13 protein-coding genes are annotated in these 16,936 nt (G+C 44.0%); 6 read left to right on the top strand and 7 right to left on the bottom strand.

Features of this window, described 5'->3' with window-relative positions; all coding sequences use genetic code 11:
• Positions 1–98: 98 nt before the first annotated feature.
• The gene (locus tag F8R13_RS00885) at positions 99–503 is read right to left on the bottom strand and encodes a TerB family tellurite resistance protein (protein ID WP_152831370.1); all 405 of its coding nucleotides are present in this window, start codon (positions 501–503) and stop codon (positions 99–101) included.
• Between the two features lie 71 nt (positions 504–574).
• Positions 575–2,428, bottom strand: coding sequence for a dihydroxy-acid dehydratase (gene ilvD, locus F8R13_RS00880; protein ID WP_152831368.1), 1,854 nt, complete (start codon positions 2,426–2,428; stop codon positions 575–577).
• 130 nt (positions 2,429–2,558) lie between these two features.
• Between ilvD and argA the strand changes: the two genes are divergently transcribed.
• Both argA and rnt read left to right on the top strand, forming a co-directional pair.
• Positions 2,559–3,857 carry an amino-acid N-acetyltransferase gene (argA, locus tag F8R13_RS00875; protein WP_152831366.1) on the top strand — a complete coding sequence of 433 codons (1,299 nt, stop codon included), beginning with the start codon at positions 2,559–2,561 and terminating at the stop codon, positions 3,855–3,857.
• 12 nt (positions 3,858–3,869) lie between these two features.
• A complete protein-coding gene (gene rnt, locus F8R13_RS00870) occupies positions 3,870–4,496 on the top strand; it encodes a ribonuclease T (protein ID WP_152831364.1) in 627 nt (208 codons plus the stop codon).
• An 88-nt stretch (positions 4,497–4,584) separates the two neighbouring features.
• On the opposite strand, the gene grxD is transcribed toward rnt, so the two are convergent.
• Together grxD and F8R13_RS00860 are read right to left on the bottom strand one after the other, a co-directional pair.
• Entirely contained in the window at positions 4,585–4,938 is a 354-nt protein-coding gene (gene grxD / locus F8R13_RS00865) for a Grx4 family monothiol glutaredoxin (RefSeq protein WP_152831362.1), read from the bottom strand.
• 125 nt (positions 4,939–5,063) lie between these two features.
• A complete protein-coding gene (locus F8R13_RS00860; protein ID WP_152831360.1) occupies positions 5,064–6,869 on the bottom strand; it encodes an N-acetylglutaminylglutamine amidotransferase in 1,806 nt (601 codons plus the stop codon).
• Positions 6,870–7,015: 146 nt separating this feature from the next.
• Here F8R13_RS00860 and F8R13_RS00855 point away from each other — a divergent pair, with 146 nt between their 5' ends.
• From F8R13_RS00855 to F8R13_RS00845, 3 genes are all read left to right on the top strand, one after another.
• Entirely contained in the window at positions 7,016–9,232 is a 2,217-nt protein-coding gene (locus tag F8R13_RS00855) for a bifunctional diguanylate cyclase/phosphodiesterase (protein ID WP_152831358.1), read from the top strand.
• Positions 9,233–9,272: 40 nt separating this feature from the next.
• On the top strand, positions 9,273–9,860 hold the full coding sequence (gene coaE, locus F8R13_RS00850) for a dephospho-CoA kinase (RefSeq protein ID WP_152831356.1): 588 nt from the start codon (positions 9,273–9,275) through the stop codon (positions 9,858–9,860).
• Positions 9,861–9,983: 123 nt separating this feature from the next.
• The gene (locus tag F8R13_RS00845) at positions 9,984–10,385 is read left to right on the top strand and encodes a hypothetical protein (RefSeq protein ID WP_152831354.1); all 402 of its coding nucleotides are present in this window, start codon (positions 9,984–9,986) and stop codon (positions 10,383–10,385) included.
• 19 nt (positions 10,386–10,404) lie between these two features.
• Here the strand turns inward: F8R13_RS00845 and F8R13_RS00840 are convergent, their stop codons facing one another.
• Positions 10,405–11,361, bottom strand: a complete 957-nt coding sequence (locus F8R13_RS00840; protein WP_152831352.1) for a Nudix family hydrolase — start codon at positions 11,359–11,361, stop codon at positions 10,405–10,407.
• 165 nt (positions 11,362–11,526) lie between these two features.
• Here F8R13_RS00840 and hisC point away from each other — a divergent pair, with 165 nt between their 5' ends.
• A complete protein-coding gene (gene hisC, locus F8R13_RS00835; protein ID WP_152831350.1) occupies positions 11,527–12,588 on the top strand; it encodes a histidinol-phosphate transaminase in 1,062 nt (353 codons plus the stop codon).
• A gap of 97 nt (positions 12,589–12,685) precedes the next feature.
• Here hisC and argJ read toward each other — a convergent pair whose 3' ends face one another.
• On the bottom strand, positions 12,686–13,894 hold the full coding sequence (gene argJ / locus F8R13_RS00830; RefSeq protein WP_152831348.1) for a bifunctional glutamate N-acetyltransferase/amino-acid acetyltransferase ArgJ: 1,209 nt from the start codon (positions 13,892–13,894) through the stop codon (positions 12,686–12,688).
• Positions 13,895–14,003: 109 nt separating this feature from the next.
• Positions 14,004–16,745 carry a preprotein translocase subunit SecA gene (gene secA, locus F8R13_RS00825; protein WP_152831346.1) on the bottom strand — a complete coding sequence of 914 codons (2,742 nt, stop codon included), beginning with the start codon at positions 16,743–16,745 and terminating at the stop codon, positions 14,004–14,006.
• Between the last annotated feature and the right edge of the window lie 191 nt (positions 16,746–16,936).

Raw genomic sequence — 16,936 nt, 5'->3', positions numbered from 1 at the left:
GTATTTCTGCTAGGCTCTAACAATCTATTCCAAATAAAAAGGCTTCATTTGAAGCCTTTTTATTTGGAATGCGTGGAAGGAAGCCTTAAGAGGTTCAATCAATAACCATCTTCGAGCATTTGTTCACCTTCAAACAACCAATCAGCACCTTGTCTGACCCATTTTTCTATCTTCAAGAATAAGTCAGGATCGTTCATACCGATTTTTTGGGAAATCATGAACACCTTATCCTGCTCTTCTTCACCGAAATGACCATCCTTATAAGACAGTTTGATTAATTCTTGGAGAAGGATAATTTTAGACTGCTTAGAATTAAAAACACGCAAAGTGTCTTCCAAATTAATTTGAGACTTATCAAGGTCAAATTCAATCCCAAAAGCATCACTAAAAGTCTTTAAATACCCAAGTTCCTCTTCTGAAACATCCAGATCAGCATTCGCCAACATAACAGCCAAATCAAATACTGCTTGTCTTTGTTCAGTTGTCAATCTATCTGCAAACATTCTTTACTCCACAATAAATTTATTAAGTGAAAACCAACTGCCCAGGTCAATATTTGACTTAGCGAATCAGGCTACTTTTCAATTTGTTCAACGTTACGAACGGCACCAAAAGCCGCACTGGTTGTCATAGCTGCATACGCTCTAAGGGCAGCACTAACTTTTCTGGGACGTTCTTTCACTGGCTTCCATGCAAGCTTACCTTTGGCAACCATTGCTTGGCGTCTTTCCGCCAATTCTTCATCCGTTAACTTAACTTGAATACTTCTATTCGGGATATCAATTTCGATAATATCTCCATTTTCAACCAAGCCAATATTCCCACCTTCTGCCGCTTCGGGAGAACAATGTCCGATAGATAAGCCAGACGTACCTCCAGAGAAACGCCCATCAGTCAGAAGTGCACAGCTTTTACCTAAACCTTTTGATTTAAGGTAGCTTGTAGGATACAGCATTTCCTGCATTCCTGGACCACCTCTTGGTCCTTCGTATCGAATAACAACGATATCCCCAGCCTTAACCTCATCACCTAGAATCGCTGCAACCGCATCTTCTTGGCTTTCGTAGATTTTAACTGGACCAGAAAACTTGAAGATTTCTTCATCCACACCGGCAGTTTTAACAATACAACCATCTAATGCAATATTTCCATAAAGCACCGCCAAACCACCCTCTTGGGTATAGGCATGCTCTAAACTTCTGACACACCCCTTTTCATCATCATCGTCAACTTCTTTCCAGCGCTTATTTTGACTGAATGCTTCGGTTGTTCTGACATTTCCTGGTGCTGCACGGTAAAAAGTTTTAACTGCCTCGTCCTCTGTACGAGTGATGTCCCATAACTCTAACGCAGCGCCCATAGTCGATGCGTGTACGGTTTTAACATCTGTATTGATTAAGCCACCGCGTTCCAGCTCCCCTAAAATACGCATGATTCCGCCAGCTCTATGCACATCTTCCATATGAAAGATTTTCGAGTTAGGGGCAACTTTAACAAGGCACGGTACTTTGCGGGAAATATGATCCATGTCCGCCATCGTAAAATCAACTTCTGCTTCACGCGCAATGGCAAGCAAATGTAGTACTGTATTGGTTGACCCACCCATCGCTACATCCAGAGCCATCGCATTTTCGAAAGCTTCACGGGTTGCAATTGATCTTGGTAGGACACCTGCATCGTCTTGCTCATAGTATTGCTTGGCTAGCTCAACGATTCTTCTACCAGCTTCTTCAAACAAATGTTTTCTGTCTGCATGTGTCGCTAAAGTTGTTCCGTTGCCAGGCAACGCAATTCCTAAGGCTTCGGCCAAACAATTCATGGAGTTTGCGGTGAACATACCTGAGCAGGAACCACATGTTGGGCAAGCCGAACGCTCTACCTCTTCAACATCACTATCCGAGCAGTGACTGTCTGCGGCCATAACCATGGCATCAACCAAGTCCAGTTTAATTCCTTCACCGCCAAGAACAGTTTTACCAGACTCCATTGGTCCACCAGTTACAAAAATGGTTGGGATATTCAAGCGCATTGCCGCCATCATCATACCTGGAGTGATTTTGTCGCAGTTGGAGATACAAACCAATGCATCAGCACAATGCGCATTACACATATATTCGACTGAATCTGCAATCAAATCCCTAGAAGGCAATGAGTACAACATACCGTCATGCCCCATGGCAATTCCATCATCCACAGCGATAGTGTTAAATTCCTTGGCAACACCACCGGCACTTTCAATGACTTGTGCTACCAGCTGCCCCATATCTTTCAAATGTACATGTCCAGGAACAAACTGAGTAAAAGAGTTGGCAATTGCAATAATCGGCTTACCAAAATCTTCAGTTTGCATACCAGTTGCACGCCATAAAGCACGTGCTCCAGCCATATTTCTTCCATGGGTACTCGTTTTCGAACGATATGCGGGCATAGTTGTCTCCTGTTATGCAGGCTAAGTGCGTTAAAACCTTGCCGTTCAAAGTGCTTTTTAAGCGCATTTTCTTTGTTTTTGACGGCAGCCTGTTATACTAATCCAAATAACTTGGTATTCTCTCATAACTATGCTGCAATCTGAATTAGATTTTATTAATAACCTACGTCAGTCTTCGCCCTATATTGCTACGCACAGAGGTAAAACTCTGGTTATTTATCTTCCGGGTGAAATGCTCCAAGTTTCGGACCACCTTCTACAGTTTGCTAAAGATGTCGTTTTGCTTAACAATCTTGGCATAAAAGTCGTTTTAACGCTTGGAGCAAGCGTGCAGATTGATAAGGCATTAACGCTTGCAGGACATCAGTGGGATACACACCAATTTTGCCGAGTCACTCAAACCGATCATGTCGAAACGATTCAAAAAACCATAGGTTGGGTTCGCTCACAACTTGAAGCCGTCTTCAGTCAAGCTTGTGCTGAACAGCACTCCCCTCTTTCACTGGTTTCCGGTAACTGGGTCATTGCCAAGCCCAAGGGCGTCATTAATGGCATTGATTTTCAGCATACAGGTTCTTTAAGAAAGATTAATAGTTCCGCCATCAACGCTTGCTTGAACAATAACCAAGTCTGCCTGCTAACGCCTTTGGCTTATTCTCTGACTGGAGAAGTCTTTAATCTCAACACCCTTGAACAGGCATTTGCCGTTTCTCAAGCACTGAATGCCGACAAGCTGATTGTCTACTCAGACACCGACGAACTGGCCGATATTCCAAAGACAATGAGCTTATTAGAAGCGCAACGTTATTTAGAGACCATTAAAACTGATGGAGACTTGCACAGTTTAGCGAATCTCTTGAAGCTATCGCTTAATGCCGCCAGCTCCGTCAAACGCATCCACATCGTATCTCAACAGGAGCCAAGCAGCATGCTGTTTGAGTTGTTCAGTCGTGACGGACTTGGCACGCTCATTTACGCTGATCGCTATCACCAATTGCGCCCTGCAATGATTGATGATGTCGCAGGTATTCTCAAACTGATTTCTCCTCTCGAAGAACAAGGCATTCTGGTCAAACGTTCTCGAGAAGCACTTGAACTTGAAATAAACAACTTTATCGTCGCTGAAAGAGATCAACAAATTATCGGCTGTGCCGCACTTTATCCCATGGATGAATACCAAGCCGAATTAGCTTGCCTTGCAGTTGATCCAAGTTATCAGGGCGGCGAGCTAGGCCAGGAAATTCTCAATAAAATTGAAGCAATGGCAAAGCAGCAAGCCGTACAAAAACTATTTCTTCTCACCACCCATACCGATCATTGGTTCCAAGAACAGGGGTTTGAAAAGTCGAGCCTTGAGATGCTGCCTGAAAAACGGCAAATGCTCTACAACTACCAAAGACAGTCCAAAATACTGATAAAAAAGCTTTAACACACTAAAATTATGAGACCAGTAACACTAATTAAAGACCGTTTCCGTGGCTTTTTGCCCGTTGTTGTTGATGTTGAAACAGCCGGTTTTGACCCGCAAACAAACGCATTGATTGAAATTGCGGTCGTCACACTCAAAATGAATGAAGATGGCTTGCTTGAGAAAGACCAAACCATCCAAGCGAATGTTCTCCCCTTCAGAGGCTCTAAATTGGATCCCGGCGCATTGAAATTCATCGGCGTTGAAGACCCAACTCACCCTTTTCGCATGGCAGTTTCAGAAAAAGACGCTTTGGAAAAATGTTTTGCCCCCATCAGAAAACTTCTGAAAGACCAAGACTGTAGCCGTGCTATTTTGATTGGTCACAATGCTTTTTTCGACTTGAGTTTTGTTAAGGCAGCTTCAGAGCGATGTAAGATAAAATCTCCCTTTCATGAATTCAGCACATTCGATACCGTTTCACTTTCGGGCTTGGTCTACGGCCAAACCGTGCTGGCAAAAGCTGTGACCGAGGCAGGAATCGACTGGGAAGACAGCAAGGCACACTCTGCCGAGTACGATACCGAAAAAACCGCAGAACTATTCTGCAAAATCGTCAACCAATGGCCATTGCAAATGCCTGACAACACCTTATCCTAATCTGTCTTACCACCCCAACCTGGCAGATTTTAGCGATAAAAAAAGCGCCGTACAGGCGCTTTTTTTTAAATTCAGCTTATCCTAAAAATCAAGAATCATCTGAATGAGCATGCTTTTCATTCGCTGCCTGCATCAACTTTTTCAAGTCTCCTGACTCAGCCAATTCCAACGTAATATCACAACCGCCTTGTAGCTCACCATCGATATACAGTTGAGGGAAGGTCGGCCAATCTTGGTACTTAGGCAAATGTTCAAAAATATACGGGTCAGCCAAGACGTTAACAAATGCAAACTTCTCACCCGTTTCTACCAATGCCTGTGCTGCACGGCTTGAAAAACCACAAGAAGGCATCTGTGGTGTGCCTTTCATGTAAATAACGACTGGGTTATTGGTCACTTGCTGGTGAATACGATCAAGTGTTTCTTGTTGCTGATTATCCATTTTATCTCCTGAAAATTGCTATTTGGCTGATGAACCGCCAAATACCCGAGTGATTTGGTAAGTTATTATATCAAACTTTTTCCGTGAAACGAAAACTGCTTCCATTTAACTTTCCACGATTTTCATCAGGAGATATATCGATCCACATTACGTTGCAGCCACAACTCAAGCAAAGCTGCATGCCACAGTTTGCTCCCCTTAATTGCTGTGAAACTGGATTCACTTTCAGGATTCGCCAATAAGTTTTCGATGTAGTCTGGGTTAAAAATACCACGTGCCTTCGCAGCATCGCTCGTCAAGACATCTCTCATCCATTGGTAAAAGTCGTCACGTACATACTTTAATGCGGGCATGGGGAAATAACCTTTCGGACGGTCAATCACGCTATCCGGCACAATGCCTCTTGCGATTTTTTTCAGTACATATTTAAAGTCCTGACGCTTGAGTGATTCTGGTGCAGACATCGCCAATGAAACCAAGTCATGATCCAAAAACGGAACCCTGGCTTCCAATCCCCAAGCCATGGTCATGTTATCTACACGCTTAACCGGATCATCCACAATCAAAGTAGAGGCATCCAACCTCAAGACTTGGTCTAAAAATGTCGTTGCGCCCGGCTCACTTAATCGGTCATTTGCCCATTCAGAAGTCACATCATGCACATGATATTTTGGGTTAACCATTGCCAACCACTCTTCATGCGTTCTATCAAAATAGAAAGGGGAAAATGCATTCACAGGAGGTTCACCTGGTGTAAGGTTTTCATAGGCCTCAGCCATTTGCGGATACCAAAAATATCCGGCAAACACTTCATCTGCTCCCTGACCGGACATCACCACTTTCACATCTTGAGAAACCTGCTCGGATAGCAAATAGAAAGCAACCGCATCTTGACCAAACATAGGCTCAGCCATAGCATCTACCGCTTCCGGCAACCTAGGCAGCACTTCCTCGTTTGAAATGAGGTATTTCTTGTGTATTGTTTGGTAGCGTTCAACTACCTGATCGGAGTATTCAAACTCACTTCCCTTCTCTTCAGGAACGTCTTCAAATCCGATTGAAAAGGTACGAATATCTTTCACTCCGGCTTCTGCAAGCAAGGCGACAATCAAACTGGAATCAAGTCCACCAGACAATAGCACGCCTACTGGCACATCTGCCGCTGTTAGGCGTTTATGCACGGCTTGCTTCAGTGAATCATGAATACGATTTATCCAATCTTCTTCACTCAGATTCTCAGCGCCAACAGGACGTTCCGCCATCAGGTGCCAATAAGATTTCTTGAACATTTGTCCATCAGGATTAACAATCATCCAATGTCCCGGTTCAAGCTTTCGGATACCCTTCAAAATAGTATAAGGCGCTGGAATCACACCATGGAGTGTAAATTGGTGATGCAGTCCAATAGGGTCTATTTCAGTATTGATATCGCCGGATGCCAGCAATGCTTGCGTATTGGAAGCAAACTTAACCCCTCCTTCAACCGGTGCATAGTAAAGTGGTTTTATACCAAAACGATCTCTGGCCATAAGTAATTGTTGGTGATGATCATCCCAAATCGCGAAGGCAAACATTCCTTCAAAGCGCGTGACACAATCCATGCCCCATTGGCGGTAAGCCTTCAAAATGACTTCAGTATCTGAGTGAGAACGGAATTCATGCCCCAGTTCAATCAAAAGTGATCTTAGGGATTGGTAGTTATAAATACAGCCGTTGAATACTAGAGACAGTTCATTATCAATCATGGGCTGATGACCGGCATCACTCAAATCAATAATGGATAAACGACGGTGCCCCAAGCCTACTTGATTCTGTATCCAGGCACCGCCATCATCAGGCCCTCTTCGCTCCAAAGCCTTTAACATGGGGGTTAAAGAGGCTTCGGAAACACCCCGTCCATTCCAATAAATTTCACCACAAATTCCACACATAAAACTGCCTCTTTCCGTACTTATCGCCGTTATTCTAACGGAAACATTTTACCTTTTCCTGATATGTTTCATTCGCTACAATTATTCATGTACAATCGCTAGGATGCCTTTTTTAACAGACAACTGATAAATATACAACTCTCTCAATGAAACTCCCTCTACTCACTGCAAAAGTCTATTTGGCTGTCTTTGTTCTGACCATGTTGGGTATTTACTCGTTTTTCCATTTTCAGTTGTATTCAGAAACAGAATCTCTACGCTCACTTGCTCAAATAAAGACCGAGGCCTTAGCCAAAAAAGAACTGCAACATGAAATCGTCATCAGCATTGACAGAATCAATCAGAGTCTAGATCAAATCACTTATTGGGACGACTTGTATCAACAACTCACACATAGAGATGGCTTTCAAATATGGTATCGAAAAACCTTAAAAACCTCTCGACTGTGGCGTAAAAACTATCTGCAACTTCAACTATACAACGAAAATGGTCATTTAGTCGCTGCCAGCCCAGATACCGACTTAAAACCATTACCCAACACCATCCCAAACCACCCGCTCTACTTTCTCATTTGGCATGGAAAATTGGTTCTGATCCAATTCAAACCTATTTACAAGCCTTACACTAAAATCATTACCGGCTATACGGGGCTAGCAACTGACTTTTTGCCGGAACTGAATGCTGATGAGCACTTGACTCACATAAAAAGAGGCACACTAAAACTTAATCTTACAAAGAATTTAAGTACTTTCCTCGCCGCAGATCTTCCACATTATGTCAGCTATCAGATTCCTTTAAACCCTATGAATGAATATCTCTGGGGTCTGATCCAGAACTTCCTGATTCAAGTCGCGATTCTAGGCTTACTCATTTCTCTGATGTTTGTCATTTTGTTTGCACATTTCATTATGCGACCATTGCACCAAATGACAGGCTATATCGAACGCCTGAAAAACAGTCCAAATAAACTTGAATCTCCGCTGAACAAACGCTACATCCTCAAAGAGTTCGAGCGACTCAAGGATGCAATTTACCATTATCACAAACAAATTGTCAGCGCCAATATCGAAATAGAAGAACAGCGCCAGATTGCTCATGAACAAGCACGGGTGGATGCTCTCTCGCATGTAATGAATCGCCGAGCGTTTGAAGAGAACTGGCTGAAAATCATTCAAAACTACCCAAAAAACCCTAGAAATATCGCATTCCTTTTGTTCGACTGCGATTTCTTTAAGGCTATCAACGATACCTATGGCCACGAAGTTGGCGATGAAATTATCCGCATTTCCGCCTCCACAATCAAAAGAGCCTTACCGCTTGATGCCGACCTCTACCGACTCGGTGGCGACGAGTTTGCAGCGATTGTTAAAGACCGTAGTCCCGAAGAAAGCATCAAAATTGCCGAGAAGTGCTACGAAGCCATTTCAAAATTCAACTTTGAACAACTATTAGGTATTAACGAGAAAGTGGTATTCAGTATTGGAATCAGTATTGTCACGCCTGATATTGCCAATGAAGTTTACCTGATGAATCGCCAAGCGGATATTGCACTTTATCGTGCAAAAAAATCTTTACAGAAAAAGATCAGTGTGTACGAACATGAAGCAGAGTTTGAAGAAGCCGTTCTGCTTTCCAAAAAATATGTTAATGCCATCGTGGAAAGTTTGCAGTGTAATAATTCTCTACAAATTTACGGCCAATCCATTGTTTCTCTAACAGCCGAGAACGCTTCTTATAAAGAAGCCTTGGTCAGAATCAAAGCAGACGACACGCTTATTCAGCCGGTGGAAATTCTCAAAGTCGTGCATCATCGTAACCTGGAAATTGAGTTGGATCAGTGTGTGTTGAGCACGATATTAACACTACTAACCCAAAACAAAATTCCTTCAGGCATGGGGTTGTCCATCAATATTTCAGTACAAACCTTGCTGCAAGGCAATTTGCCTTCATTATTGGTGCCTTTCAAACGCTTTTTACCAGAACATAAATTGGTCATCGAAATTCTGGAAAGTACCTTGATTACCAACATTGACCAAGTCACTGAAACCCTTAACAGTATTCGCAGCCAAGGCTTTAAAGTAGCGTTGGACGATTTCGGTAGCGGCTACTCCTCTATCAAATATCTATCTTGGATGCCGGTAGATATCGTTAAATTTGATATGACGCTCACCCGTGGCCTACTATCCGATGACAAAACCAAAAATATCATCGAAAAAACCGCCGCCATGATTCGTTCCGCCGGCTATGACTTGGTGATGGAAGGTATTGAAACAGAAGAAATGAAACAAGCCGCAATCGCCGCGGGCGCAACACACCTGCAAGGCTATTTGTTTGACAAACCTAGCCCGCTTAGTCAAGATTAACGGTATTGACCCCCAAACACATCTTCATGAATTAAACATTATGAAAACCTACGCGATCACAGGCGGCATCGGCAGTGGCAAGTCCACGCTCAAACACTGGTTTGAAAAACAAGGCGTGCCCACACTCAATGCTGATGAGATCGCAAGAGACTTGGTTCAACCTGGCATGCCGGCACTCCAACAAATTGCCTTAACCTTTGGCGATGCGTTTATCAAAGATGACGGCCACTTGAACCGAGAAGCAATGCGTCAAAAAGTCTTCCACAACGATGAAAGTCGCCAACAACTTGAAGCCATTCTCCACCCAATGATTAGACAAACAACAGCAGAGCAGCTGGCTAAGTTTGAAGCAGAAGGAAATCAAATGGCTGTTGTGGAAATTCCACTTTTGGTGGAGACGGGCAGACCGGATTACATTGATAAAGTCATTGTGTCTGACTGTTCACCTTCCCTGCAAATTGAGCGCGTTCAACAGCGCAATAACTGGGCATACGAAGAGATTGCCAATATTATGAAGCGACAGGTTTCCCGCCAGGAACGTTTGAATCACGCCGATATTGTTATTGATACCTCAAGAGACTTGGCATCTATTGAAGCGCAACTCCAACATTATTTTTCAGGCTTGTAAGCAACAAACGCCACTTTACTTCCACAAAATCTTCATCTTGAAACGATTGTAAAACACGTGATTTTTCGATAGCCTAGAGATCGGGGTTTTCAATGAAGAACACAACCAAAGAGAGTTTTATTCATGCCTTATAAGGTCACTTCTCTACAAGACGGTTATTGTTACACTGCGGTAGTGCCAAGGCGACTGCTTGCGCATACCATTATCAAATATTTGGCGAAGAAAGGCTTGTCTCTGGCGAATTTTACCCGTATCGTGCAAGAGAGTCACCTGAATCCGCTGATGATAGTCGATGAAACCCAATTCAATGAATTACTCGAATCCAATCCCGGTCTGGATTTGATTTATGACTCTATCAGGCTCAAAGACAACAGTTTGGTTCATTACCACACCAATTGGACCGTATCTCAAAACAATTGGCAGCTAATGGCGGAGCAACTCAAAGAACATGACATTCTGGTGGAAACCATCCCGACCAAGGATCTTTCTTCCTCAATCAAGACTAAAACCAAACTGGAAGACTGAGTACCCCTTCTAGATCAAACTAGAGTGTTGCCGGCCAAAAGCTGGAAATCGCGGCAACGCCCTGTGCACCAAAGCGCTTAGCCTCGCTGATATCCGAAGCTTTCATACCCCCCAAGGCATAAACCGGCACAGGAACGTTCTGAACCAGTGATTGAAATCCCATCCAGCCCAAGGCTTCCATATCCGGGTGCGAAGAGGTTGGCTTCACCGGTGACAGTAAAATAATGTCGGCCTTCAACTCCAATGCCTTAGCGATTTCCAATTCGTTATGCGTCGAAATACTCAATAGCTTTTCTTCAGGAACCGGCCTTTGTGCCCAATGCGTTAATTCGGTTGACGCCAGTTGCAATCCATCCGCTTCAGGCAATAAATCCAACCATTCCGGCTTACCGTTTATCAAGACCTTTCCTTGATGGGCATGAACTTTAGGGATGGCCTGTTTCGCAAATGCCAGAAATGCCTGCTCTTCCATTTTCTTAGCTCGCAATTGAACCAAACGAACACCATCTTTCAAAGCGATTTCCAGTTTGTGAAGCGCATCTTCCTGATTAGCAAAATCTCCTGTAATCATCATCACATCTGGCAAAGTCAATGCGGACACAATACCTTCGTTCGCTTCTGGAAAGCGGTATCCGCTTAAATCACCGGTTTCAACCCAAGAGACCGTTTGCCCTTCTTTGCCATGAGGTTCTCCAACAAAATCCTCGGTTTCAAACACATTCAACATGACTGAAGCATGTTCATAATCCCAAGGAATTTGAATCAGCGGCTGCCAGTTGCGCGTCTCAATGCCAACTTCTTCATGAAACTCTCGCTCCAATGCCAATTCAAAGTCTTCACCCGCTTCGACTTTGCCACCGGGAAACTCCCAATAGTCGGCATAAGCCTGATGTTTCTGCCTGACCGACAACAACACCTGCGTTCCCTTTCTTAAAACTCCAACCACGATTTGTTTTCGACTTGTTTCGGCTTGCATCTGTTTTCCTCATTTCTAATGGACTTTATTTTGTCAAAAATCTGCCAGGTTGGGGTAGGTTTTCACTGCTAGAAATTCGATTTTTACAGTAGAATACTGTTTTTGTTCCCTGTTTTTTCAGGCGAATAGCCACCAACCCTAAAGATAAAATACTAGAGAAACACTATGAGTCAATTTTGGAGCGATCTTGTTCATACCTTAACGCCTTACGTACCGGGTGAACAACCGAAAGTCGACAACCTCGTTAAACTCAATACCAACGAAAACCCTTACCCACCTTCACAAAAGGTGTATGAGGCTATTGCGTCGGTCAATGACGAGCGGTTGAGACTTTACCCAGACCCTAACTCGGATGCTTTAAAAACGACACTACAAAGCCACTATGGGCTGCAAGCAGGTCAGGTTTTCGTCGGCAATGGTTCGGATGAGGTCTTGGCGCACATTTTCATGGCGCTTCTTAAACACGATAAGCCTTTGCTGTTTCCAGACATTACTTATAGTTTTTATCCGGTATATTGCGGGCTTTACGACATCAACTACCAAACTGTCCCCTTAACGGAGCAGTTTGAAATCAATCCTGCTGATTACGCTATTGAAAACGGCGGCATTATTTTTCCGAACCCAAATGCGCCGACAGGCAGAGTGCTGGCATTAGACGCTATCAAAACCCTATTGGAAAACAACCCCAATTCTGTTGTTGTCGTTGATGAAGCCTATATTGATTTCGGAGGCGAGTCCGCGGTATCGTTGATTCAGGATTACCCAAATCTATTGGTGGTGCAAACCTACTCCAAGTCTCGCTCTTTGGCTGGCTTACGCATTGGTTATGCCATGGGGCAGGCCCACCTGATTGAAGGTCTGGAGCGCGTTAAAAACAGCTTCAACTCTTATCCAATAGATCGTGTTGCCTTAGCTGCCGGAGTGGCGGCGATTGAAGACCAAGCGTATTTTGACGGCTGCTGTGAAAAAATCATCCGCACGCGGGAAAATCTGGTCGAATTCCTGACAGTAAATGGCTTTGAAGTTGTGCCTTCCGCCGCCAACTTCGTCTTCACCAAACACAAACACTTGGACGCTGCAGATATTGCACAACAACTCCGAGATAAAGCGATTATCGTGCGCCACTTCAAGTTACCACGCATCGACCAGTATTTAAGAATCAGTATTGGGACCGATCAAGAAAACCAAGCGCTTTGCGATGCGCTGTCTGTGATCGTAAAGGCTTGATTCAACGAAAAATCTACCAGGTTGGGGGCAAAGCATTGCGACCCCAACCAGGCAGATTTTATGATAGTAAATTAAAGAATACTTAATTAAGGAATATTTAGGTTCTATATTCGGCGTTGATTTTTACATACTCGTAAGAAAAATCAGTTGTCCAGACCACTTCACCGGCTTCACCACGATTCAAGATAATCTTAATCGTAATATCGGTTTCATTCATCACCGCTTGACCCGCTTCTTCCGTATAAGAATCCGCACGCCCACCGTTTTCTACCAACAGCACATTACCCAAATAGATTTGGATAGCATCAATATCGAAGTCCTCAACTCCTGCACGGCCTACAGCCGCCAAAATACGACCCCAGTTCGGATCAGAAGCAAACAATGCCGTTTTCACCAAGGGCGACAAAGCCACTGCATGAGCCACCTTTAAAGCTTCTTCAGAAGTTCGTGCATTCTCGACTTCCACCGCGACAAATTTGGTGGCACCTTCTCCATCTCTTACAATTTTCTGAGCCAAAGTCATCATGCAATGATTCAGCGCATTTGCAAACTCTTGATAGGCCATTGAGTTGCAATCTTCGATTGTCGGCATATCAGCTTGCTGCGTTGCGGTCAAAGTACAAGCATCGTTGGTTGAAGTGTCACCATCAACCGTGATGCGGTTGAACGATAAATTGGTTGCATCCGTCATGGCTTGCTGCAAGCAGGCTTTGGTAATTTTCGCATCAGTAGCCACAAACCCAAGCATCGTAGCCATGTTCGGATGAATCATTCCAGAACCTTTTGCTATCCCGGTAAAAGTGACTTCATGTCCACCAATAGAGACTTTTTCGCTGTATATCTTTTCAACGGTATCGGTCGTCATAATGCCTTTCATCGCACCATCCCAACCATCGATTTTCAGGTTTGCTGCTGCCATTGGAATGGCTTGCTGCACTTTATCCATTGGCAAGTTTTGACCAATAACGCCCGTTGAAAAAGGCAAAACCTCATCCGCACTACAGCCTAGCTCTTTTGCTACCCAAGCGCAGGTTTGCTCGGCATCCATCATGCCTTGTTTTCCGGTACCCGCATTGGCATTACCACTGTTAATAACCAGCGCTTTCGGCGCCTTTGCAGCAAGATGGCGTTTTGCCAAGGTAACCGGCGCAGCACAAAACGCATTGAGCGTAAAGGTTGCGACCGTGACCGCTGCATCATTAAATTGGAACAAGACAAAATCTTCCTTGCCGGATTTTTTGATCTTGGCACAAGTTGTTCCAGCGTAAACACCTTGAACAGGATGGATAACCGTATTTGCGCTCATAGCACTTCCTAGTAACAAATATTTAGAGGGTCAAACTAAAAAAGCCCACTGTATCAATGACAAGTGGGCTTTCGGATTTGCGTTCTACTGAATTAAATAATAGCGATAATTAATCCAGTTTTCCACAGCATTGTTTATATTTTTTGCCCGAACCGCATGGACAAGGATCGTTACGCCCTACTTTCGGGGTTTCACGTTTAAATGTCGTTTGCTCAGACGGTTCTTCACTTGGCATCTGCTCTGCAGACTCAAGCCCCATCGCTTGCGTCAGTGATTGTGCCGCCGGGTGGTTGGCTTCCAACTGCTGAGGACGTTCTTCCTGTTGCTGCTTCTCATACGCATCAACGTCATCAGAACCGTGAATCTGAACCAAAGACAAGGTTTGAATAGTGTCATACATAACCGCGTTCAAGAAGGCTTCGAACATTTCGGCAGACGTTGAGCGATATTCTTGGAAAGGATCTTTTTGTGCAAACCCTTTCAAGTGAATCCAACGACGAAGATAGTCCATCTCGTTCAAATGCTCACGCCATTGCTGGTCAATGGTACGCAACAACACTTCTTTTTCGAAATGATGACGCGTACGTTCATCAAGTACCTGCATTTTGGTGTCATACAAGGCTTTGATTTCTGCAATCAACTTATCACGAAGCAGTTCTTCATAAAGCGATTTGTCTTCTTCAACCCATTTTGAAACTGGCAAGTCAATTGCAAAGTCTTCTTTCAGGGTCGCTTCAAATGCTGCAATATCCCACTGCTCTTCAAGACTTCCCGGTGGGATATAGTTAGCCATAACTGATTCAAATACGTTTTCACGTAGAGAATCGATGACTTCAGAAACATCTTCTTCTTCCATCAACTCGTTACGTTGCGCATAAACCACTTTACGCTGTTCGTTCGAAATATTATCGAATTTCAACAAGTTCGCACGCTCGTCCTGATGCATACGCTCAACTTGCTTCTGCGCACGCTCAATCGATTTCGTCACCATATTGTGTTCAATGGCTTCATCTGATTTCATGCCCAAACGGCGCATCATGTTTTTAACTTTTTCAGATGCGAAACGACGCATCAAGTCATCATCAAGTGACAGGTAGAAACGCGTCACACCCGGATCACCTTGACGACCGGAACGCCCTCTCAACTGATTGTCGATACGACGTGATTCATGGCGTTCCGAACCGATGACCATCAAACCGCCTGCATCCAATACTTGTTGGTGACGCTCTTTCCATGCGGCTTTGACTTCGGCGATCTTTTCTTCAGATGGATTTTCCAATGTCGCCAACTCGGCTTCCAAGTTACCACCCAATACAATATCGGTACCACGACCGGCCATGTTTGTCGCAATAGTGATTGCGCCAGGACGACCCGCTTCAGCGATAATGCCAGCTTCGCGCTGATGTTGTTTCGCGTTCAGAACGTTATGTGGAATCTTTTCCCTATCCAAAAGTTCAGACAGAACCTCTGACATTTCAATAGAAGCCGTCCCAACCAAAATAGGTTGCTGCGTGGCGTGAACTTCTTTGATATCACGAACGATAGAAGCGAATTTCCCTTCAATATCCAAAAACACTAAATCCGGTAAATCGATACGTTTTGGTGGGATATTGGTTGGAATAACGACAACTTCTAAGGAATAGGTTGATAGGAACTCACCTGCTTCCGTATCGGCCGTCCCCGTCATACCTGACAATTTTTCATACTGACGGAAATAGTTCTGGAAGGTAATCGATGCGTAGGTTTGGCTTTCTGCTTGGATTTGAACGCCTTCTTTCGCCTCAACCGCTTGATGCAACCCATCGCCCCAGCGACGTCCTTGCATTTTACGCCCGGTAAATTCATCGATAATCACGACTTCATTTTCTTCAATAATGTAATCGCGGTTCTTTTCAAACAACAGGTTTGCGCGTAACGCTGCGTTGATATGTTTCATCAAGCTGATATGTTCAGCATCGTACAAAGATTCGTGCTCACCAATCAAACCTGCTTCAACCAGCATAGCCTCGATTTTCGCGTGACCTTCGTCCGTCAAATGAACCTGCTTGTTTTTTTCGTCAATGGTGTAGTCACCCGTTGCCGTTTTGTTCTCTTTGTCTTCTTCACCTCGTTCCAAGTGAGCAATCAATGGATTGATTTTTTGGTAAAGCTCAGACTTGTCTTCAGCGGGACCGGAAATGATCAATGGCGTTCTGGCTTCATCGATCAGGATAGAGTCCACCTCATCGACAATCGCGAAGTTTTGCGCACGCATAACACGCTCTTCAGCTTGAATTGCCATGTTGTCACGAAGATAGTCGAAACCGAACTCATTGTTGGTTCCGTAAGTGATATCACAGGCATAAGCAGCTTGCTTTTCTTCGCTGCTTTGACCCGATAGAATGACACCTGTCGACAAGCCTAGAAAACCGTATAGTTGTCCCATTTGCTCGGCATCACGAGATGCCAAATAGTCGTTAACGGTAATAACGTGAACACCTTCGCCCGATAGCGCATTCAAATACGCTGGTAAGGTAGCAACCAAGGTTTTCCCTTCCCCGGTACGCATTTCGGCGATGTTACCTTCATGTAGCACCATTCCACCTATCAACTGGACGTCATAATGACGTAAACCCAGAACACGCTTCCCGGCTTCTCTTACCACAGCAAAAGCTTCCGGCAAAATGTGATCTAAGCTTTCGCCAGCAGCAATTCTTTCTTTGAAGGCTTGTTGCTTTTCTTTCAACTGCTCATCAGATAAAGCGGAAACTTCCGGTTCAAGTGCATTGATCTGTTGCACTCTCTTATAATATTTTTTAAGTAAACGATCGTTTCGGCTGCCAAAAATTTTGGTGAAAAAAGACAAGTCCATTCGTAATACAGTCCAGGTTTAAGCGTTAAATTGTGTTTGAATCTTTTTGTTGTCGCCTAGCGATCAGGCTTGATTCATCTAAGCACGCTAAAGTTTCAATAAGATTAAAAATGAGGCTTATTCTAGCATAAGTCCATGCAAAAAATGATGAGATAATCTTGAGAAGTAACAAGATGTTAACCTTGGTAGAA

The organism is Hydrogenovibrio sp. JE_KL2, assembly GCF_009296185.1.
In the GTDB taxonomy this organism is placed as follows: domain Bacteria; phylum Pseudomonadota; class Gammaproteobacteria; order Thiomicrospirales; family Thiomicrospiraceae; genus Hydrogenovibrio.
This window is presented reverse-complemented; position numbering and strand designations above follow the sequence as displayed.